This window comes from Paraburkholderia hiiakae (assembly GCF_904848665.1).
In the GTDB taxonomy this organism is placed as follows: domain Bacteria; phylum Pseudomonadota; class Gammaproteobacteria; order Burkholderiales; family Burkholderiaceae; genus Paraburkholderia; species Paraburkholderia hiiakae.
In genome coordinates, this window is sequence record NZ_CAJHCQ010000024.1 from 86,559 (window position 1) to 107,601 (window position 21,043).

The window sequence follows — 21,043 nt, forward strand, 5'->3', positions numbered from 1 at the left end:
GACGCAAAACAGGGAATAAAGCATGAACACGTGGACCTGGCTGGCGTATCTCGGCATCGACCCGGATGGTTGGGCGGCCGCCCTGCTGCAGGGCGCGCTCGTCACGCTCGAAATTTCGTTCGGGGCGTTTGCGGTGGGCCTCCTGCTCGGCCTCGCGGGTGCGGCGGCGAAGCTCTCGGGCGTGCGCTCGCTCGAGCGCGTTGCCAACGCGTACACGACAGTGTGCCGCGCGGTGCCCGAGCTGCTGCTGATCCTGCTGCTGTACTACGCGGGCACGGACGCGGTGAACCTGCTGATGCGCGCCATCGGCGTGGGCGACGTGAACGTCAACGGCTTCGCGGCGGCGGTCACGGTGCTCGGCGTGGTGCAGGGCGCTTACGCGGCCGAGATCATCCGCGGCGCGATCCTCGCGATTCCGTACGGGCAGATCGAGGCGGGGCGCGCGTTCGGCGCACGGCCCTCGCTCGTGTTTCGCCGCGTGATCCTGCCCGCCATGGCGCCTTATGCGCTCGCGGGTTTCGCGAACCTGTGGCTCATCCTCGTGAAGGACAGCGCACTCATCAGCGTGGTGGGGTACTCCGAGCTGCTCTACACCGCCAAGCAGGCGGCGGGATCGACGCGCGAATATCTGCACTACTACCTGATGGTGGCGGCGGTGTACTTCGCGATCACGGCGGTATCGGGCGCATGCTTTCGCGAGATCGAGCGCCGCTTCGGCCGCTGGATGCCGCAGGCTTGATGACACGGTGGCCGGCCCGCTGCCGGCCTGACTCTCGCAGGTGACTGTGATGGACTGGACTGTATTGCCGTCGTACGGGAGCATGCTCCTCCTCGGTGTGGTGACCACGCTCAAGCTGCTGCTGGTCTCGGGTGTTGCGGGATTTGCGTTTGCCGTGGTCGTCGCGTTCGCACGAATCTCGCGTAACCCGCTCATCGCGGGCGCGAGCAGAGGCTTCACCTCGCTCATACGCGGCACGCCGCTGCTCGTGCAGATCTACATCCTGTATTACGGCGTGGGCTCGCTCTTCGCGCAGTGGCCGTGGCTGCGCGAGAGTGTGCTGTGGCCGTTCCTGCGCGATGGTTTCTGGTATGTGGCGTTCGCGCTGGTGGTGAGTGTGGGCGCCTACGTGGGCGAGGTGATCCGCGCGGGACTGCGTGGTGTGCCCAAGGGCGAACTCGAAGCCGCACGCGCCATGGGTATGCGGCCATGGCTGATCGTGCGCCGCGTGTGGCTGCCACGCGCCGTCCAGATCCTGCTGCCGACGCTGGCGGGCGAGACGGTGATGCTGCTCAAGTCGACGGCGCTCGCCTCGACGGTGGCGGTCATGGACGTGCTCGGCGCCGCCAACTACATCCGCGCGCAAACGCTGCGCACTTATGAGCCCTTGCTCGCCATCGCCGTGATTTACGTTCTGCTCGCGTACCTGATCGAGCGGGGCTTTGGTTATCTCGAGCGTCGTGTGCCGGTGCGTTCGGCGCGGTGAAGACACGATAGACACGGATAAGCACGCGATATAGGCAAGTTTATGCGCGGCAGCCTTGGCTGCCGCAAGGAGACAACATGAAATTTTCGACACTCGTGGAGCGCCTGCAAGGCAAGCGCACGTCGGCCTGGGAGATTCACTACGCGGCGCAGCGCGCGCTGTCCGAGGGCGAGGACGTGATCATGCTGAGCGTAGGCGACCCGGACTTTGCCACGCCTGCGCCCATTGTCGAGCGGGCCGTCGCTGCATTGCGCGGCGGCGACACGCACTACAGCGAAGTGGCGGGTCGCCCGGCGCTGCGCGCGGCGCTCGCGCGCGAGCACACGCGAACGACGGGCCGCGAAGTGACGATGGACAACGTGATCGTCACCGCCGGCGCGCAGAACGGCTTGTATGCAGTGGCCCAGTGCATCTGTGAAGCGGGCGACGAAGTCATCGTGCCCGAACCGATGTACCTGACCTATGAGGCCAGCGTGCGCGCGTCGGGCGCGACGCTCGTGGGCGTCCCGGTCGATTCCGAGCGCGGCTTTCATCTGAACCTTGCACGGCTCGAAGCGGCCATCACGCCGCGCACGAAGGCGATCTTCTTCGCGACGCCGTGCAACCCGACGGGTGTCGTCATGCCGCGCGCCGATCTCGAGGCCATCGCGCGGCTCGCCTGCCAGCACGATTTGTGGGTGCTCGCCGACGAAGTCTATGCGGACCTCGTGTTCGAGCGCGAGCATGTGAGCATCGCGTCGCTCGAAGGGATGGCAGAGCGCACCATCACGCTGGGCAGCTTTTCGAAGTCGCATGCGATGCCGGGCTGGCGCGCGGGCTGGGCGGTGGCGCCCGTGCCGCTCGTCGAGCATCTCGAACGGCTTGCGCTGTGCATGCTTTACGGACTGCCAGGTTTCATCCAGGAGGGGGCGCTTGCGGGGATCGAAGCGCGCGAGGCAATCGTGGGCGAGATGCGCGACGTGTATCGCCGCCGTCGCGACGTCGTGTACGAACGCTTGAGCCGCGTGCCGGGCCTGCGTTGTCTGCTGCCGGAGGCGGGCATGTTCATGATGGTGGATGTGCGCGGCACCGGCCTCGATACGCACGCGTTCACCTGGCAACTCTTTCACGCGCAGAAGGTCTCGCTGCTCGACGCGAGTGCTTTCGGCGATACGGCACAGGGCTTCGTGCGCTTCGGCTTCGTGGTGGACGAGAACCGCCTCGCCGACGCCTGTGAGCGGATTGCGACGTTCGTTGCGAGTCTGGTGGCTGTCGATGCATGACATGCTCGCCATGAGTGTGACCGGCGACTCGGGCGAGCGGCTGCCGCTGCGCGCGTGGCGGCTGGCTGGCCGCGGCGATGGTCCCAGCGTTCATCTGCAAGCTGGTCTCCACGCGGACGAAATTGCGGGCATGCACGTGCTGCACACGTTGCTGCCGCGGCTGCGCGAGGCGCATGAGAACGGGCGCCTTGCGGGTACGGTCACGGTCGTGCCGCAGGCGAATCCGCTGGGCCTCGCGCAGTTTCGCCATGGCCGCCTGCTCGGCCGCTTTCATGACGCGACGAGCCGCAATTTCAACCGGCACTTTCACGAGTCGATCGCCACGGAGCGCGCGCCGACCACGTTTGCCGCGTGGCAACAAGCACTCTTCGGGCTCGCGCGCGGGGCGCAGATCGTGCTGGACCTGCATACGGATTCGGATGCGCTGCCTTACCTTTATATGCATCGCGGCTTCTGGCCTGAAGGCCGCGACCTCGCTGCCGCATTGAACGCGCAAGTCGCCATCCTCTGGGACGACGACGACGGCGCATTCGAAGGCGCGATCGTGGCGCATGGCCAGCGCGATCCGCACGCGAAATTGCGCCTTGCGGCGACGATCGAACTGCGCGGGCAATCGGATGTGAGCGATGCCCTGGCCCAGCGCGACGCGGATGGCCTCTACCGCTTTCTTTGCGCGCGGGGCGTCATCGACGAGCCGGTGGCGCGTACGCAATGGGACGGCGAGGCCGTGCCGATGGCGAACATGGAGACGATCTTCGCGCCGGTTTCGGGCGTCCTCGTCTATACGTGCGAACTGGGCGAGCGCGTGGAGCAGGGCGCACCGATCGCGCGCATCGTCGCGAGGCCGGGCGATCCTTCCAGCGAGGTCGTGTTGCGCGCGCCGCAAAGCGGGCGGGTCGTGACCCGCAATCGCGACCGGTTGATCGCGCAGGGCGATGTAGCACTGAAGCTGACCGGCTCGCAACCGTCGGCGGGCTGGCGGGGCGGCGCGCTCGATCCGTAACGCGTAAGAAGGGCGTAGCGCGATGGACACGTGCGTGTCACGCCTGGAACGATTCGGATGTTCGACAACAAACTGAATGAACGATCATTCAAGAGTGATTGGGATTATCCACAGTCTCGATCACGTAACAGAACAGGGCTCGCTTTCATGAATGCCACTTTGTTTCCACGGCTCTTTTCGCCACTCCAGATTCGCGGCGTCACGCTCAAAAACCGCATCATGTCTACCGGACATGACACGACGATGCCGACCGACGGTCACGTCAACGACGCGCTCATCGCCTATCATGAAGCCCGCGCGCGCGGCGGCGCGGGGCTCATCGTGATGCAGGTCGCGGGCGTGCACGAGACCGCGCGCTACACGTCGCACCTTCTCATGGCGACCGACGACGGTTGTATTCCAGGCTATCGGCGCCTCGCCGATGCCGTTCACGCGCACGGTTGCACGCTGTTTTCGCAGCTCTTTCATCCGGGCCGTGAGTTGATGGAATCGGCGGATGGGTTGCTCGCGGTGGCCTATGCGCCGTCGTCGGTGCCCAATGAACGCTTTCGCGTGATGCCGCGCGAACTTTCGCACGCGATGATCGACGAGATCGTGCGCGGCTACGGGCAGGCCGCGCGCCGCATGTGCGAGGCCGGGCTCGACGGCGTGGAATTCGTGGCGAGCCACGGCTATTTGCCCTCGCAGTTCCTGAATCCGCGCGTGAATCAACGCACCGATGCCTATGGCGGTACGCTCGAAAACCGGCTGCGCTTCCTGCGTGAAGTGCTCGAGGAAATCCGTCGTCAGACTTCGGAAGACTTCGTGATTGGCATGCGTATCAGCGCGGGGGAGCGCGATGCAAGCGGCCTCACGGCCGAAGACGCGCTCGAGGCATGCACGCAGCTTCAGGCCCAACTCGACTATGTGAACATCATCGCGGGCAATTCCGCGTCGCTGGGCGGTGCGATGCATATCGTGCCGCCCATGGCGTTCGCGAATGCCTATGTCGCCACCGATTCGCGCGGGTTCAAGGAACGCCTCTCGATTCCGGTGTTCGTCGGCGGGCGTATCAATCAGCCTCACGAGGCCGAGGCGGTCATCGCGAACGCGCAGGCGGACGTGTGCGGCATGACGCGGGCGCTGATCTGCGATCCGCAGATGCCGGTCAAGGCGCAGGCCGGCAAGACCGACGACATTCGCGCGTGTATCGGCTGCAATCAGGCCTGTATTGGACACTTCCATCGCGGCTATCCGATCTCGTGCATTCAACATCCCGAGACGGGGCGCGAGCTGACTTACGCGGAAATGAAGCCGGCCGCGCGTCCACGCAAGGTGGTGGTGGTCGGCGGCGGCCCGGCAGGCATGAAGGCGGCGGCCACGGCGGCAAAGCGCGGGCACGACGTCACGCTTTACGAGGCCGGCAGTCAGCTTGGCGGGCAGGCGTTGCTCGCGCAGTTGCTGCCGCGCCGCAGCGAGTTTGGCGGCATCGCGACGAACCTCGCGCGCGAGCTGGAATTGTCGGGCGCACGTGTGGTGAAGAACACGCGCGTGGATGCGGCGTTGATCCGCGATCTGCGTCCCGATGTGGTCATTCTGGCGACGGGCGCCGCGCCTTACGTGCCCGCGTTCGAGAGCGACGGCGGGGTGCAGGTGGTGAACGCGTGGCAAGTGCTGCGCGGGGAGGCGAAGGTGGGCGCGCGCGCACTGGTGGTCGACTGGCGATCCGATTGGGTCGGGCCAGGCGTTGCCGAGTTACTGGCGCGCGCGGGGACCGCGGTTCAACTGGCCGTGAACGGGACGCACGCGGGCGAGACGCTGCCGCTTTATGTACGCGACGATATTGCCGCGGAACTACATCGGCGCCAGATACCCGTGACGCCGTACGCGCGCCTGTATGGATGCGACGGCGACACCGTGTTCATGCAGCACAGTACGAGCGAAGAGCCCATCGTTTTTGAAGGCGTCGATACGCTCGTGCTGTGTTACGGGCACAAGTCCGAGTCCGAGTTGGAGGCGGCGTTGCGCCCGCTCGCCAACGGCCGGGAAGATGCGGCGCTCGCCGAGCTGATCACGATTGGCGACTGCATGGCGCCACGCACGGCAGAGGAAGCCGTGTACGAAGGGTTGAAGGCAGGTTGGCATATTTAAGGCGAATGGCTGTGCGGCTCGCCACGCTCGACGCAATCGCCGAGACCGCGCTGCCTTTCGCGGTCTCGGCGGTCTCGGCGTTCTCGAAGTCGATGCGCGCCGGCGCGATGCCGCTGCTGCGCCCATGAGCAGCGCAGAAGGCGATCGTTCGTTGAAACCGGATGCGTCGCCATGGCGCGATGTCCGCAGTGGTGCACGATTACGTCCCGACCGCCGCCGCTTCGTCGAGCGCATCGTAAATGCCGATGACGCCCGCAGCAACGTTGCTCCAGTGATCGATGGCGTGCGTGCCGACGACGTCGTCCCAGAACGACTCCGACCCGTATTGCAGACGTTGCGCGTGCAACCGCCGCGTATAGAGCTGCAGGTCGTACTCTGCGGTGATGCCCATCGCGCCGACTAGCGCGTGTGCGCCGTTCGCCACCAGTGGCGCGGCGCGGCTCGCGCGCGCCTTCGCAATGGCCGCTGCGATGCGCTGCTCCGAAGTGTGGTGCCCCGCGCAGCCCAGCTGGGCCGCGACGCGTGTGGCGGCCACGTGCTCGGCCATCACGCTCAACTGCTGCTGAACGGCCTGGAACTTGCCCAGCGAGCGCCCGAACTGCTGGCGGTCGTTCACGTAGCCGAGCGTCATGTCGAATACGCGCTGCATGCCGCCCGCCATCGTCGCGGCTGTGGCGAGGGCGCCCAGTTCGCCCACGCCACGCACAGTTGCGGGCAGCGCGCGCGCCGCGTGCGCGGGATAGGTGAGCGTGGCGTCGAGGCTGTCACCGTGAGCGCGCAATTCGGCACTGGCGAGCGGGACGAGGCTCGCGCCATCGGCAGTTTCGACGATGAGCGTGTCGGCCACGAGACCATAGGGCACGAACGCCGCGCCGTGCCGCGAGGCGTTGCCAAGCGCAATGGCGATGGGACCGCGTGGCGCTTCAACGCCCGCGCGTGCAAGCAGCTCGCGCGCGATCATGGTGTGCGCGGCGGGCAGTGGCAGCGCGTGCGCGCCGAATTCGAACAGCGCGCCCGCCGCGGCGGCGAGGCGCATACCCGAGCCGCCTTTCTCCTCAGGCACGAGCGCGTCGAGAAAGCCGAGCGCATCGAGCTGGTCCCACAGGGCGCGTCCCGCATTGCGCTCGCGCGCTGCTTCCACGGTGCGCACGAATTGCGGCGTGCAGTGACGCTCGAGCACGGTATGCGCCGATTCGGTCAGCATGTCATCCATGGTGTTCTTCTCCATGTTCGTCGTTCGTTTAGCGCAGCCCGAGGCCGCGCGCGATCATGCCGCGCAGGATCTCGCGCGTGCCGCCGCGCAGCGAGTACGACGGCGCGATCTTCGTCACGTAGTCGAGCGTATCGGCAAGTTCGCGGGCCACGGCTTGCTGCGGATGCGCGCCGAGCGCGTCGCCGATCAGCGTGGGCACGCTCTGCTCGAAGCTGGTGCCAAGATCCTTCACGAGGGCGGCCTGCGTGGCGGGGCTCCCGCCGTTGGCAAGCGCTCCCGTGACGGCGACGGACATCGCCCGCAACGTGGCCAGTTCGGTCACGAACGCGCCGAGCGTGCGGCGCTCGCTCTCGCCAACCGGCGTGTGGGTTGTACGCGAGGCTTCGCGCAACGCATGCGCCCATTCTTCGAGCAGTACGATGCTCGAATAAATGCGCTCGGGACCGCTGCGCTCGAACGCCAGCTCGGCGGTGACCTGTTCCCAGCCCGCGCCTTCGGTGCCGATCAGTGCGCTCTCGGGCAGTTCGACATCGTCGAAGGTGACTTCGGAGAAATGCGCGTCGCCGGTGAGGTCGTGGATCGGCGCGATATGCACGCCCGGCAGCGACAAATCGACGATCAGTTGCGAGAGCCCGCGATGCCGGTCCTCGGGCGCGCCCGAGGTGCGCACGAGCGCGATCATGAAGTGCGAGTGCGGCGCGTTGGTCGTCCAGATCTTGCGGCCCGACAGACGCCAGCCGCTGGCCGTGCGCTCGGCGCGCGTGCGTACGCTCGCGAGGTCGGAACCCGCGTTCGGCTCGCTCATGCCGATGCAGAAAAATGCCTCGGCCGTGCAGATACGCGGCAAATAAAACGCTTTCTGCTCCTCGGTGCCGTAGCGGGCGATGAGCGGGCCGCTCTGGCGGTCGGCGATCCAGTGAGCCGAAACCGGCGCGCCGGCCGCAAGCAGTTCTTCCACGAGCACGAAACGCGCGAATGGACTGCGACCGCCTCCGCCATATGCGCGCGGCAGCGTGAGGCCCAACCAGCCATGCGCCGCGAGCTGGCGGCTGAAGTCGGCGTCGAAACCGAGCCACGAACGCGCGCGCACGGCGGGCGGCACGCCTTTGAGCGCTTCAGCGAGAAATGCGCGCACCGGTGCGCGCAAGGCTTCGTCTTCGGGGGGAATCGTTCTGAGTGCGAAAGGGTCGTTCATAACGTGCTGCGCTTTACAGCGCAGTTCCTGGCAGTGCGAAGTCATCAGGCGCTTGCGCGCTCATTCGGGGCGGCCGGCGAGCATGCGCTTGACCGTGTACGAGAGCACGAGTTCGTCGCGCTGGTTGAGCACTTCGACGCGGCTCGTCACCACGGCGCGATTGTGCTTCGAGGTGGGCTTCACTTCCTCGACTTCCACCACGCCGTAGATCGTGTCGTTGACGAGCACCGGCGCGTGCGCCTTCATCGAGAACTCGAGCATGGCGAGCCCGGTGCCTTGCACCATAGTCTGGAATAGCAAGCCTTCGATCAGGCCGCTCGTGAGCGCGCCCGGCACGGGGCGGCCGCTCATGGCGCCGTGTTCGAAATGCGCGTCGATGAAGATCGCCTCCAGCATGCCGGTAGCCGAAATGAAATTGACCAGATCGGTTTCCGTGACCGTACGTCGGAACGTGCGAAAGCGCTGACCCGCTTGCAGTTCCTGCCAGTAGAAACCGCGTCCGAGCAGTTGGGCGTTTTCATGTGTCGTCATGCCTGTCTTCCTCCGGTGTGGGATGGCGCGCTGCGCCGGTATCGTGTTCCGATTCTAGAATCGCGTTTCGATATCGGCAACACCGTTCGAATATTGGAACAGGGTTGTCTGGCCGGGGTGACACGGTAAGCTATTGTTTATAAAGAAAAATAGATCAAAAAGTCGGCGCTTCGAGGGTATACGCCAGGCGCAGCTTTTGTTCGGTATTCGGAATCCGGTGCTACATTCGGAACCGAGGTCGGTTTTTGCCGGCCCAGCAGCCAGAACGATTCGAATAAACCTGAAAACAGGAATCAAGGAGACAAGCTGGATGAACGCCAACCCCGAGATCGCGCAGGCAGGCGCGGCGGCCGAAGCGGCGCCGCGCCGCACGGCCAGCGTCATATTCGCCGGCAGCGTCGGCAACGTGGTGGAGTGGTTCGACTGGTCGGTGTACACGACCTTCGCGATCTACTTCGGCAAACAGTTCTTTCCCGCGGAGAACGACACCGCCTCGCTGCTCGCGACCTTTGCCGTGTTCGCCGTGGGCTTCTTCATGCGGCCGCTGGGCGGCTGGGTGATCGGCGGCTTTTCAGACCGCTTCGGGCGGCGCGCCGCGCTCACACTCACCATCATGATGATGGCGGGCTCCTCGCTGTTGATCTCCGTGCTGCCCACCTACGCGACGATCGGCGTGCTCGCGCCGGTGCTCATGACGGTGCTGCGCATGGTGCAGGGCCTCTCGGTCGGCGGCGAGTACGGCGCGGCCACCACGTTCCTCGCGGAATCCGCGCCCGCGAAGCGCCGCGGGCTGTATGGGAGCTTCCTGTTCTTCAGCATCGCGGCGGGCCTGCTGCTCGCTTCCGGGCTTGCCGTCGTGATGACGAACGTGATGTCGAAGGAAGCGCTCGTGGCGTGGGGCTGGCGTATTCCGTTCTTCATTGGCGGCTGCGGCTCGCTCGCGGGCTTCTGGATGCGCCGCAACGTGGGCGAAACGCACGCGTTCGAGCAACTGCGCCGTTCGGGCCGCATCGAGCGCCGCTCGCTGTGGTGGACGTGGACGCAACATCGCACAGCGGTCCTGCGCCTCGTGGGCATCAGCGTGCTGGGTGCGTTCAGCTTCTACCTCTTCATCAGCTTCATGCCGATCTACGCGATCCGCCACGCGGGCGCGACGCCGGCCGACGCGTTTTTGGCGAGCACGCTGAGCATTGCCATCTTCATGGTCGCGCAGCCATTTTTCGGCGCGTTGTCGGATCGGTTCGGGCGGCGTCCGCAATTGATGGTGTTCGCGGTGGCCTATCTCGTGTTCCTGTATCCGGTGGTGCGCTCGATCGGGCCGAGCATGACATCGATGCTGCTCGTAGAATGCTTCGGCCTGCTGACTTATGGACTCTATTCGGCTATCGCGCCCGCGATCATGGCCGAGCTGTTTTCGACCGCGGTGCGCGGCATCGGTATTGGCGCCGCGTACAACCTCGTGGTCGCGTTGCTCGGCGGCACCACGCCGTATCTCATGACCTGGCTGCAATCGCAGCAGCGCGAAGGCTGGTTTCTCGCCTACGTGTGCGCAGGCGCGGCCGTGAGTCTTTTTGCTTACTGGCGCATGCCCGAAACGGTGGGCAAGCCGCTCGAATGAGCATGGCGCACGCGCAGCGCACGAACGTGTAGTTCCGCAATCCAGGCAGAGGTCATTTCACATGCAGCAGCAGACGAGAGAAGCACCGGCATCGCAGTCAATGAAAACGCAGGCACGACAGGAAGCACAGCAACCGCGCGGCCGCCCGCTGGAAGGCATACGGGTGCTCGATCTTTCCCGCGTGCTGGCAGGGCCGTGGTGCACGCAGAATCTCGCCGATCTCGGCGCGCAGGTGATCAAGATCGAACGGCCCGGCACGGGTGACGAAACGCGTTCGTGGGGGCCTCCCTATCTGCGCGACGAAGCTGGCCGCGACACGGTGGAGAGCGCGTATTACCAGTGTGCGAACCGAGGCAAGCTTTCGATGGCGGTCGACATTGCCGCGCCCGAAGGCGCCGCGCTGATCCGCGAACTTGCGCGTCAGTGCGACGTGCTGGTGGAGAACTTCAAGGTGGGCGGCCTGAAGAAGTACGGGCTCGACTATGAAAGCCTCGCGGCGCTCAATCCCGCGCTCATCTACTGCTCGGTCACGGGGTTCGGTCAGAGCGGCCCGCTTGCGCACCGCGCCGGATACGACTTCCTCATTCAGGGCATGGGCGGCCTCATGAGCGTGACGGGCGAGCCCGACGAGACACCCGGCGGCGGTCCGCAAAAAGTCGGCGTGGCGGTCACGGATCTCATGGCCGGCATGTACGCGACAACGGGCGTGCTCGCTGCCGTGATCGAGCGGCAGCGCAGCGGCCTTGGCCAGCACATCGACATTGCGCTGCTCGACTGCCAGCTGGCGATGCTCGCGAACCAGTCGATGAACTACCTCTGCTCGGACGAGGTGCCGCGGCGCCTGGGCAACGCGCATCCCAACGTGGTGCCGTACCAGACCTTCGCGGCCAGCGACGGCCATCTGATTCTCGCGTGCGGCAACGACAGCCAGTTCCGGTCGCTGTGCGGCGCGATGGATCTGAACGAACTCGCGGCGGACCCGCGCTTTGCCACCAACAGCGCGCGCAGCGTGAATCGCGCGCTGCTGTTGCCGGTGCTCGAAAAGGCGTTCCGCACGCGCACGCGCGACGCGTGGATCGACGCGCTCGAGGCGTGCGGCGTGCCGTGCGGGCCGATCAACGACGTGGCGCAGGCGTTCGGCTCCGAGCACGCGCGTGCGCGTGAGACCGTGCGCCGCATTGCGCATCCGCTGGCGGGCACGTCGCCGAGCGTGGCGAGTCCGCTGCGCTTATCGGCCACTCCCGTGCGATACGACGTGCCGCCGCCCTTGCTCGGCGAGCACACGCGCACCCTGCTCGACGACCTGCTCGGGTTCGATGCCGCGCGCATCGAGGCGCTGTCCGCGAGCGGGGCGATCGGCGCAAGCGCGCGAGTACAAACGAGCGGCGAGCATGAGGAAGCCGTTTGAACACGCACCGGCCATACCGTCACCGTCGGTTCGCATCCCTTTCGGGAGCAGGGCGCCATGTATAATTTTTCGCACCGTTCAACAGTCGATCGATCCATGGCGCACCACCCCGAAGACCGTGATCCGGGCACCGAATCCACCGCGTCGCCCGGGCCGCGGGCCACTACGCGCATCGTGCAGGTGCTGCGCATTCTCGCCGACCATCCGCAGGGCGCCACGCTCACCGAACTCGCGGACTTGAGCGCCACGCCGAAAACGAGCCTTCTCGCGCTGCTTCGCGCGCTCACGCACGCGCACTATCTCACGCATGACGGCGGCAAATACGCGCTCGGCGTAGAAGCGTTCAAGCTCGGTGCGGCCATCGTCGCGCAGCGGCGCTTTCCCGAAATCGCACGCCCGGTGATGGAGCGCCTGGCGCTCGAGGCGGGCGAAACGATCCTGATCGGCCAGCTCGCGAGCGACCGGCCTTCCATGGTCTATGTGATGTCGGCGCAGAGCCGCAACGCGATCCGCTTCATTGCGGGCATAGGCGAGCGGCGCGAACTCTTTTCCTCCTCGGGCGGGCGCGTGTTGCTGGCCGCGATGAGCGAGGCGCAGCAGACCGAGTATTTCCGCACAGCCGAGTTGCGAGCCCACACGTCTGCCACGCGCACGCAAAAGCGCGAGCTGAAGGCGCTCCTCAAGGAAGTGGCCGAGACCGGCGTGGCCGCCACGGTCGAGCAAAGTTCCGCCGACGTAGTGGGCTTTGCCGCGCCGATACGCGACGAGTCGGGCGCGGTGATCGCGGCGCTCGTGATGGGCACGCCGGTGAGCCGCGGCGTACCGGGCATGGAGCGCTTCAAGGCGCTGATCGCGCGTGGCGCGGCGGAAGTGTCGGCGCTGCTTGGGTATGCGGGGCCCAGCACGTTGGCGTTTTCAAAGCCGGTGGCATAACCCGGCTTGCCTATCCCACTATGGCTGCCGAATGATGAGGCGGCCATTTGTCTAACGGGATACATGATTCGGATAACGAAGTTATGTTCGCCTTTTTCCTCTCGATCTGTCACTTAGAGACATTGAACGTTTGTTCCACGGCCCTTCAAAAAAGGTTCATCGCGGAAAACCGCGGAGCTTTAGGGAGAGATTGCGCAACTCGAGACCTGAATTGATTGAGTTCAGGAGGTAGGGTTGCGCAATTACAAGGCACTTCAGGCGCTGGGTTGCTGGGCGGGATACCCTGCGAGCCAGGTCAGCACAAGGGCATCGAGCAGGTGAACCGGGGCCGTCACGCAAATGGACGAGGTGACGCAGCAGAATGCCGCGTTCGTTGAGGAAGCCACCGCCGCCGGGCAGTGCGCGGCGGGGGCCTCCAACCCGAAGGAACTGGTGTCGATCTTGCGCGTGGGCGCGGCTCATCCGGCTCCCGGCCTATGCCGCCTCGGGCGCTGCCAGGTCCCAATCGGCGCCGGTCTGGGCTGCGGCACCGGTTTGACGCGAAGCGCGCCGGTGAGCGCAATTCCATGAACACCCCCCCTTAAACCCGGCTTTTCCATCGATTAACCGGGGGGAGGTTGGCCGACAATCTCCAGAAACGCGGGGTGGGCTCGCACTTTCTCGAGGCAGATATGTCAAGCAGCATTACGATCACGGACGAACTGGTTGCTGAAATCGCGGAACGGATGGCCGACGAGGGCCAGAAGGTTTCTCCCATGGCCATCTGGTCCGAAGTTCATACCGGCTCGGTGGTCGCAGTCGCTGCGTCGCTGCGCAAGTGGCGCGAAGAGCGCGCGCCGCGCGCGCAGCAGGTCGCGGAACGCCCGGCTTTGCCGGAAACCGTGACGGACACGATGCGCGACGCGCTCGACCGTCTGTGGACCTCGGCGCAGGACGAGGCCGAGCGCGCCGTGGCGCGCCGCCTGCTGTCGATGCGCGAGCGCGTCGAGGACGCCTGCAACGAACGCGACAACGCGCTCGAAGAGCTGCAAACCACCGTCCAGGAACTCGACGCCCTGCAAGTCCAGCTGGACAAGATGACGCGAGCCTACGAGACGAAGACCGATGCCGGGTCGGGTCTGGAGGAAGACATCGCGAGCGCGATGCAGCGCGCCGAGGCAGCGGAACAGCGCGCCGAGGAGCTGGCGGAGCGCGTCTCGACCCTCGAGGCAGAACTGGAGCGCGCGCTCGCCGAACTGGCAGCCGAGCGCGAGGCGCATGCGAGCGAGGCCGCCGCAGCCGCAGAGCCGGCCGAGCAGGCGGAGCAAGCCGAGCCTGCCGCCTCGACCGAACATGACGAAGCGCAGCGCGCCGCGCTGGACGCTGCTCATGCGGAAGCCGTTGCGAAGCTCGAAGGCGAACTGGAAGCCATTCGCGCGGCATTGCAGGCCGAGCAGGAAGCCCACGCGGCCCAGCGCGAGCAGGTCGCCGGTGCGCAGGCCGAACGCGACGCCGCCGCAACCGAACTGCAAAACACCCAGCAGCAGCTCGCCAGCCTGAACGACGAGCGCACGGCCGACGCTTCCGAAATCGCACGTCTGTCGGCCAGCTTGTCCGAGGCGCAGAAGCGCGCCGAAGCCGCGCAGCAGCGCGCGACCGAACTGGCCGAAATGGGCGAGTTTGCCGATGCCGCGGCGTCGAGCGAAGCGGCCGAGGGCGCAGCCGAGGCACAGGCCGCCGCCGCCGACCCGGAAGAAGTCGAGGCGCTGAAGGCCCAGCTTGCCCGTGAGACGGCAACGCACGCCGCCGCGATTACCGATGCGCGTGAGAACATCAAGCGTTGGTCCGAGTATGCGAACGGTCTGAAGCAGCAACTGGCCCAGGCCAACGAAAAGGCGATCGTGGGCCTTGCCCGCAGCGCCGGCGAGGCCTCACTGAGCCGCCGCCTCGCCGCCGAGCTGGGCCAGGTCGCGCCGGAGCATGAACTGCTGCGCAAGGAGGCCCAGCAGCAAGTGGTCGTCGAAGCGGTCAGCGCTCATCTCGAGCAGCAGGGCTATGCCTACGACGCCAAGACCGGCATGGTCTCGAAGCTGAGCACCGAAAACGCGCCGGCCTGAGCGCATCGTAGACCGTACGTTCGATGGCGCATCGCGAGGGCGGTGTGCCGAGCCGTTCCCAATGACCGCTGCCCGAGTGCAGCGGTTTTTTTTCGCCCTTGCTCGCGGCGTCCGCATGCCGCACGCCGCACGTGCCCAGGTATCGGGACAAATGCCGACTTCCAGCCAGCCGAACGCCCGCTTTCCCGAAAACGAATTGTTGGCCTCGTGCGCCTGAACCACACTGGCACCTGTCCAGTGGCGCGCACAACCGAATCAGGCCGCCGCCGCGCAGCAACACTCCAAAGTACACAAAAGCCCCCGAAGGCAAAGGAGGAGACATGACGCGACTCAAGACGCGCGCGCAGCACGCGAGCATCGGCAAACCCGCAAGCGTGCGGCCCGCACAGACGCGCGTGCGCGGCGCGCTGGCGGCGGCGTTGGCCATCGCACTCGCGCCGTCGCTCGCGCACGCCACCGAATGGCGCGTGGGCGTGGAACTGCCGCTCACCGGCGCGCTCGCCCAGGCGGGCACCGAAATGTACCGCGGCATCCAGGTGGCGGCCGACATCTACAACCGGCGCCATCCGCAGGACAAGATCACCCTCGTCGCCGTGGACGACGAATCGAACCCGGCCAAGGCCGTAGCCGCCGTCGAGCAGCTCGCCTCGCAGCACGTGGTCGCGATTGCGGGCGCAGCCAATTCGAACTGCGCCGGCCCGGCGTCGGAGGCCGCGAGCAAGGCCGGACTCGTCTACGTGACCTCGGGCGGCACCAGCGACGACATGGTCACGCGCGGCCTGAAGAACTTCTTTCGCGTGAGCAATACGCCCGGCTACACGAAGGGCATGGTGGGCCTCTTCAACACGCTGGGCGTGAAGTCGGTGGCGATCGTCTACTCGACGAAGGACGCGACGAGCGACCTCGCGAGGCAGCTCGACACGGCGCTCAAGGCGCAGGGCGTGAAGACTTTCCCCCATGCCTACGATCCCTCGATCAGCGACTTCAAGCCGCTCATCAACAAGATCAAGCTGCAGGACAAGCCCGACGCCATGGCGATGCTCGGCTATGAAAACGACTACGTGGGCATTCTGCGCGCCTCGCGCGTGCTCAAGCCCGACCTGAAGGCGATAGCGGCGCCGTGGGCGTTCGCGAGCCCGAAGATGGCACAGTCGTTCCCCGACCTCGTGCCGAACGTGTACGGCGCGACCGTGCTGTCCTCGCCGGCTGACTACCGCTCGGCGGACCAGCGCGACTTCTCCGATACCTACCAGCGGCTCTTCAAGACCAGCTCGAACTATCAGTCGCAGACGTCGTTCGTCTACGCGCAACTGCTGTTCGACGCGATCGCATCCGCGCAGAAAGCCGGCACGCTCGACAAGGGCGGACTTGCCGACACGCTGCGCGCCACCCGGCGCGACGACACGTTCCTCGGCAAGGTGGCGTTCGACGCACGCGGCGACAACGCGAACTACGTGGCGCACATGGGCCAGTTCGCGCACGACGGCAAGCTCGCGCTCGTATGGCCCGCAAATTACGCGACGGCGAAACCGGTGTATCCGGGCGTGCCGTGGTAGCAAAAACATAGAACAACGAAACAAGGCGAGCGCTGCGTTTGAACGGCGCCGCTACCTGTCACCGAGACTAAGGTTTGGAGGTTCGATGGTCCGCTTCGCTACTCGCAGCAAGCCGCGCGCCCTCGTGCGCGCGCTCTTTCGCATCGGCGCGGGCGCGGCGAGCGCCTGTGCGCTGCTAGCCCACACGCCCGCCGCATTTGCCGACACGCTGCCGGTAGGCGTGGAGTTGCCGCTCACCGGCTCGATGGCGCGCGCAGGCAACGCGCAGCTCGAAGGCATACGCCTCGCCGCCGATCTCTTCAACAAGGGCAGCGGGAAACATCAAGTCGCGCTCACCGTGGTCGACGACGAGGCGCAGCCCGCGAAAGCCGTTTCCGCGGTGGAAAAGCTCGCCTCGCAAGGTGTGCTCGCCATTACGGGCGGCTACGGCTCCAATTCGGTGAGTCCGGCTTCGGAAGCGGCTGACAAGGCCGGCATCGTCTATATCACCTCGGGTGCCGTGGACAGCGCGATGACCTCGCGCGGCCTCAAGCACTTTTTCCGCATCGGGCCCGCATCGGGTTACTCGAAGGCCGTGGTGGGGCAGTTGAACGCCATGGGCGTGAAGTCGGTCTCGATTCTCGCGTCGACGAAGCAGGCCACCACCGATCTCAGCAACGAGGTTTCCACGCAACTGCGCGCGCAGGGGCTGACCGTGACCGTGCACGCGTTCGACCCGGCGATGACGGACTTCAAGCCGCTCGTGAACAAGGTGCGCTTGCAGGACAAACCCGAAGTTCTGCTGATGATCGCTTACGAGAACGACTATATCGGCATTCTGCGCGCCGCCAAGGTATTGCGGCCGCAATTGAAAGCCGTGATGGGCGCATGGTCCATCGTCACGCCGAAGATGACCACCGACTATCCCGACCTCGTGAGCAACGTGATCGGCTGCGCGATGCTGCCGTACCCCGCGGACTTCGGCACGGCGGACGGCAAGGCCTTCGTGCAGGCCTATCAGGCTGCGTATCACAAGGAACCCGACTATCTGGCCGAATTCGCCTACGTGCAGTCGCGTCTCCTGTTCGACGCCATGTCGCGCGCCGCCGACGCGGGTACGCTCAAGCAGGACGGCATTGCGACCGAACTGCGCGCGAAGCCGCATGACACGCTGATCGGCAAGGTGAGCTTCGCGCCGAACGGCGACAACCCCGCGTTCCTGAACAACATGGCGCAGATCCAGGGCAATCGCATCGTGCTCGTGTGGCCGAAGGAGCGCGCCACGGGCAAGCTGAACTACCCCGCGCTGCCGTGGTAATTGCGCGCGCAACGAAGAAGGAGTCGCGATGACGGACCTGTTACTGCAATCGCTGTATTCGGGCGTGCTCGTGGGCGGCGCCTATGCGCTCGTCGCGCTGGGGCTCGCGCTGGTGTTCGGCTCGATGCGCATCATCAATCTCGCGCACGGCGAACTCGTGCTGCTTGCCGCCTATATCGCCTATACGTTCGAGACAAAGCTCGGCCTCAATCCCGTGTTCGCGATTCCGGTGGCGATTCCCGTGGTATGCGCGGCTGCGGCTGCGGCGTGGTATCTCGTGAGCCGCATCAAGCGCGACCGTGAGCTGAACTCGCTGATCCTCACCTACGGCATCGGCATCGTGCTGACCAATGCCGTGCTGCTAGGCTGGGGCGCCGACGTGCGCTCGACCGGCAGCGCCTGGCTGCAGGACAGCGTGATGCTCGGCAACCTGCTTTCCATGCGCAGCGAAGTGCTCTCGTTCGGTATCAGCGTCGCGCTGATGCTTGCGCTCTGGTGGTGGCTCTCGCGCTCCTGGTATGGCCGCGCCGTGCGCGCGATCTCCAGCAACCGAGACGCGGCGCGCCTGATGGGCATCGACCCGCGCAAGACCGAACTGATCTCGTTCGTCGTCGCGGGGCTGCTCGCCTCGTGCGCGGGCGTGTCGATCTACGCGTCGAGCGCGATCCAGCCTTCCATTGGCGAGGCGCTTACCGTCAAGGCGTTCATCATCACCGTGCTCGCCGGCGTGGGCTCGATTCCGGGCGTGCTGGCGGGCGCGATGCTGCTCGGCATTACCGAGGCGCTCACCGTCACGCTCGCCAGTTCGGCGCTGCAGGAACTCGCGGGCATGTTGCTGTTTCTGCTCGTGCTCTACGTGCTGCCGAACGGCTTGTTCGGCGTGGCAAAACGAAGGGGATGAGATCGATGTCGATATTGAAAACCACAACGGCCTGGTCGGGCCCACGCGTGGCTGTGCTCGCCGTGGCGCTGGCTGTACTTTACGCGGGCGTGCCGCTCGTGTTCGGACAGAACCTGTACCTCATGAGTCTCGCGGTGGCCTCGCTCACGATCGCGGGCGTGGCGCTGGCGTGGGCGCTGCTCGGCAACCTCGGCGGCATGGTGAGCTTTGGGCACGCCGCGTTTTTTGGCGTAGGTTCGTATATCTCCGCACTCCTCACGCTGAAGGCCGGCTGGCCCGTGTTTCCCGCGATGCTCGCGGGCGGCGTGGGAGCGGCCACCGCCTCGCTCGCCATGGCGCCCGCGCTGCGCCTGAAGGGGCCGTACTTCGCGCTCGCTATCCTCGCCTATGCGCAGATCTTCCGCATCATCGCGACCGAATGGTCCGATCTCACCGGTGGCGCGAGCGGTCTCTCCAGCATTCCGGGGTTGCCGAAGGTGGCGGGCTTCGACTTCGGCAGCAAGAGCGGCGGCTATCTCGTCGTGCTCACGCTCGTGCTCATGTTCGCCGCGATCTACGCGCGGCTGCGCGGCAGCCATGTAGGACTCGCGCTGCGTGCAATGCACGAGTCGGAGGACGCCACGCGCGTGGTGGGCGTGAACAGTGTGATGCTCAAACTCGCCATGCTGATGCTCTCGGCGCTGATGACGGGGCTCGTTGGTGCATTCAACGCGCACTACATCAACTTTCTCGAGCCCGATTACGCGTTCAATGCGAGCTGGGCTGTCGTGCCGATCATCGCGGCGATCTGCGGCGGCTATCGCACCATACTCGGGCCGCTGGTGGGCGCGGTGACGGTTTATCTGGTGGATCAACTCGTGCTCAAGAGCCTGCTGCCAACGGGGCACCAGATCGTGCTGGGCATCTTGCTCGTGGCGATGATCATCGTGAGCCCCGCGGGTCTGACCGCATTGCGTTTCAAACGTACCCGGCGAGGTGTTTATGCAGCAAGCTGAACAGGCAGCGGAGCTGCGCTTGCAGGATGTATCGATCCGTTTTGGCGGTATCACGGCAGTCAATGGGGTGTCGTTGTCGCTCGGCACGCGCGACGTGGTGGGGTTGGTGGGCCCGAACGGCGCAGGCAAGACGACGCTCTTCAACGCGATTTCAGGGCTCGTGCGGCCCACGAGCGGTTCGATCCGCTTCGGTGAGGTGGATCTGTTGAAATCGCCGCTCTATCGGCGCGCGCGCCTTGGCATCGGGCGCACGTTCCAGGTGCCGCAGCCCATGCACGAACTCACGGTGCGCGAGAACCTGATCGTCGCGCAACGCTTCGGCACGGGGCGCGTCGACGAGGCGCGCATCGACGAAATCCTCGCGTTCCTGGGTCTCGAAGCCAAGGCGCAGCGCGACGCGGCCACGGAACTCGCGCTGACCGAACTCAAGGCGCTCGAAGTGGCGAAGGCGCTTGCCACGGGGCCGAAGCTGCTGTTGCTGGACGAGGTTCTGGGCGGCCTGGAGACGGCTACCAAGCGCCGCTTCATGCAAACGCTGCTGGCGGTGCATGAACAATACAATGTAGGCATCCTGATCATCGAGCACGATATCGAAACCGTGATGAACCTGTGCCGCCGCGTGTGCGTGCTCAACTTCGGCAAGCTGATCGCCGATGGCCCGCCCGCCGAAGTGTTCCGCGATCCCGAAGTCGTGCGCAGCTATACGGGGGAGGCCGCCCATGCTTGAGGTTAGCAGCGCCCGCGCCGGCTATGGCGCGATCAACGTGTTGTGGGACGTTTCGCTTGATATCGCGGCCGGCGAGGTCACGACCATCGTGGGCCCGAACGGCGCAGGCAAGACCACACTGCTGCGCGCGATCATGGGGCTCGTGCCGCTGGAGCGCGGTCAGATCACCTTCGACGGCGCGCCGCTCGCGGGCGTGCCGACCTGGGACATGGCGCAGCGCGGTATTGCGATGGTGCCCGAAGGCCGCATGATCTTCCGCGACATGTCGATCGAGGAGAATCTGATGCTGGGCGCGTTCGCAAAGACGCGGCGCGCTGGGGCGAAATCGCAGCTCGAAGAGGTCTACGCGCTGTTTCCGCTGCTCAAGGAGCGCCGGGCGCTGCCGGCGGGCACGCTATCGGGGGGACAGGCGCAGATGCTGGCGCTCGGGCGCGGGCTCATGTCCTCGCCGCAGCTCATGCTGATCGACGAGCCTTCGCTTGGCCTCGCGCCCGTCATGGTGCAGGAAGTGTTCGCGATTCTCGATCGTGTCAAGGCGGCGGGGCGGACCATCGTACTGGTGGAGCAGAACACCAATATGGCGTTGCGCCTCGCCGATCAGGTGTATCTGATGCAGGGCGGCAAGGTCACGTTCGCGGCGCGCGCGAAGGACGTGAACGTAGATGAGCTTCACGACATGTACTTCGCGCGCTAG

18 protein-coding genes and 1 pseudogene are annotated in these 21,043 nt (G+C 65.8%); 16 read left to right on the forward strand and 3 right to left on the reverse strand.

Features of this window, described 5'->3' with window-relative positions; all coding sequences use genetic code 11:
• The first annotated feature begins 22 nt into the window (after nt 1-22).
• The 5 genes from JMY28_RS32770 (at nt 23) to JMY28_RS32790 (ending at nt 5,879) form a co-directional block, all read left to right on the forward strand.
• Entirely contained in the window at nt 23-739 is a 717-nt protein-coding gene (locus tag JMY28_RS32770; protein ID WP_201700031.1) for an ABC transporter permease, read from the forward strand.
• Between the two features lie 49 nt (nt 740-788).
• Nucleotides 789-1,484, forward strand: a complete 696-nt coding sequence (locus tag JMY28_RS32775; RefSeq protein WP_201700032.1) for an ABC transporter permease — start codon at nt 789-791, stop codon at nt 1,482-1,484.
• A 77-nt stretch (nt 1,485-1,561) separates the two neighbouring features.
• Complete coding sequence (locus tag JMY28_RS32780) at nt 1,562-2,746, forward strand: pyridoxal phosphate-dependent aminotransferase (protein ID WP_201700033.1); 1,185 nt, start codon at nt 1,562-1,564, stop codon at nt 2,744-2,746.
• Entirely contained in the window at nt 2,739-3,749 is a 1,011-nt protein-coding gene (locus JMY28_RS32785) for a succinylglutamate desuccinylase/aspartoacylase domain-containing protein (protein WP_201700034.1), read from the forward strand. The genes JMY28_RS32780 and JMY28_RS32785 overlap by 8 nt, the downstream gene beginning before the upstream one ends.
• Before the next feature lie 147 nt (nt 3,750-3,896).
• Nucleotides 3,897-5,879 carry an oxidoreductase gene (locus JMY28_RS32790; RefSeq protein ID WP_201700035.1) on the forward strand — a complete coding sequence of 661 codons (1,983 nt, stop codon included), beginning with the start codon at nt 3,897-3,899 and terminating at the stop codon, nt 5,877-5,879.
• 199 nt (nt 5,880-6,078) lie between these two features.
• On the opposite strand, the gene JMY28_RS32795 is transcribed toward JMY28_RS32790, so the two are convergent.
• The 3 genes from JMY28_RS32795 to JMY28_RS32805 are packed head-to-tail and all read right to left on the reverse strand — an operon-like array spanning nt 6,079 to nt 8,818.
• A complete protein-coding gene (locus tag JMY28_RS32795) occupies nt 6,079-7,107 on the reverse strand; it encodes an acyl-CoA dehydrogenase family protein (RefSeq protein ID WP_201700036.1) in 1,029 nt (342 codons plus the stop codon).
• Nucleotides 7,108-7,120: 13 nt separating this feature from the next.
• Complete coding sequence (locus tag JMY28_RS32800) at nt 7,121-8,287, reverse strand: acyl-CoA dehydrogenase family protein (RefSeq protein WP_201700037.1); 1,167 nt, start codon at nt 8,285-8,287, stop codon at nt 7,121-7,123.
• Between the two features lie 60 nt (nt 8,288-8,347).
• A complete protein-coding gene (locus tag JMY28_RS32805) occupies nt 8,348-8,818 on the reverse strand; it encodes a MaoC family dehydratase (RefSeq protein WP_201700038.1) in 471 nt (156 codons plus the stop codon).
• Nucleotides 8,819-9,128: 310 nt separating this feature from the next.
• Here JMY28_RS32805 and JMY28_RS32810 point away from each other — a divergent pair, with 310 nt between their 5' ends.
• From JMY28_RS32810 to JMY28_RS32855, 11 genes and pseudogenes are all read left to right on the forward strand, one after another.
• On the forward strand, nt 9,129-10,436 hold the full coding sequence (locus tag JMY28_RS32810; protein ID WP_201700039.1) for an MFS transporter: 1,308 nt from the start codon (nt 9,129-9,131) through the stop codon (nt 10,434-10,436).
• 100 nt (nt 10,437-10,536) lie between these two features.
• On the forward strand, nt 10,537-11,844 hold the full coding sequence (locus JMY28_RS32815; protein WP_201700040.1) for a CaiB/BaiF CoA transferase family protein: 1,308 nt from the start codon (nt 10,537-10,539) through the stop codon (nt 11,842-11,844).
• A 96-nt stretch (nt 11,845-11,940) separates the two neighbouring features.
• Nucleotides 11,941-12,777 carry an IclR family transcriptional regulator gene (locus JMY28_RS32820; protein WP_201700041.1) on the forward strand — a complete coding sequence of 279 codons (837 nt, stop codon included), beginning with the start codon at nt 11,941-11,943 and terminating at the stop codon, nt 12,775-12,777.
• Between the two features lie 296 nt (nt 12,778-13,073).
• A pseudogene (locus JMY28_RS39145) lies at nt 13,074-13,347 on the forward strand (methyl-accepting chemotaxis protein); the annotation flags it as partial.
• A 101-nt stretch (nt 13,348-13,448) separates the two neighbouring features.
• On the forward strand, nt 13,449-14,873 hold the full coding sequence (locus tag JMY28_RS32825) for a DNA-binding protein (protein ID WP_201700042.1): 1,425 nt from the start codon (nt 13,449-13,451) through the stop codon (nt 14,871-14,873).
• A gap of 320 nt (nt 14,874-15,193) precedes the next feature.
• A complete protein-coding gene (locus JMY28_RS32830; protein ID WP_201700043.1) occupies nt 15,194-16,429 on the forward strand; it encodes an ABC transporter substrate-binding protein in 1,236 nt (411 codons plus the stop codon).
• 85 nt (nt 16,430-16,514) lie between these two features.
• On the forward strand, nt 16,515-17,726 hold the full coding sequence (locus tag JMY28_RS32835) for an ABC transporter substrate-binding protein (protein ID WP_201700044.1): 1,212 nt from the start codon (nt 16,515-16,517) through the stop codon (nt 17,724-17,726).
• A 28-nt stretch (nt 17,727-17,754) separates the two neighbouring features.
• Complete coding sequence (locus JMY28_RS32840) at nt 17,755-18,627, forward strand: branched-chain amino acid ABC transporter permease (protein ID WP_201700045.1); 873 nt, start codon at nt 17,755-17,757, stop codon at nt 18,625-18,627.
• Nucleotides 18,628-18,632: 5 nt separating this feature from the next.
• The gene (locus tag JMY28_RS32845) at nt 18,633-19,622 is read left to right on the forward strand and encodes a branched-chain amino acid ABC transporter permease (RefSeq protein ID WP_201700046.1); all 990 of its coding nucleotides are present in this window, start codon (nt 18,633-18,635) and stop codon (nt 19,620-19,622) included.
• Nucleotides 19,609-20,349 (forward strand): ABC transporter ATP-binding protein, encoded by a 741-nt coding sequence (locus JMY28_RS32850; protein ID WP_201700047.1) that lies wholly within the window; start codon nt 19,609-19,611, stop codon nt 20,347-20,349. The genes JMY28_RS32845 and JMY28_RS32850 overlap by 14 nt, the downstream gene beginning before the upstream one ends.
• A complete protein-coding gene (locus tag JMY28_RS32855; RefSeq protein WP_201700048.1) occupies nt 20,342-21,043 on the forward strand; it encodes an ABC transporter ATP-binding protein in 702 nt (233 codons plus the stop codon). Before JMY28_RS32850 ends, JMY28_RS32855 begins: the two co-directional genes overlap by 8 nt.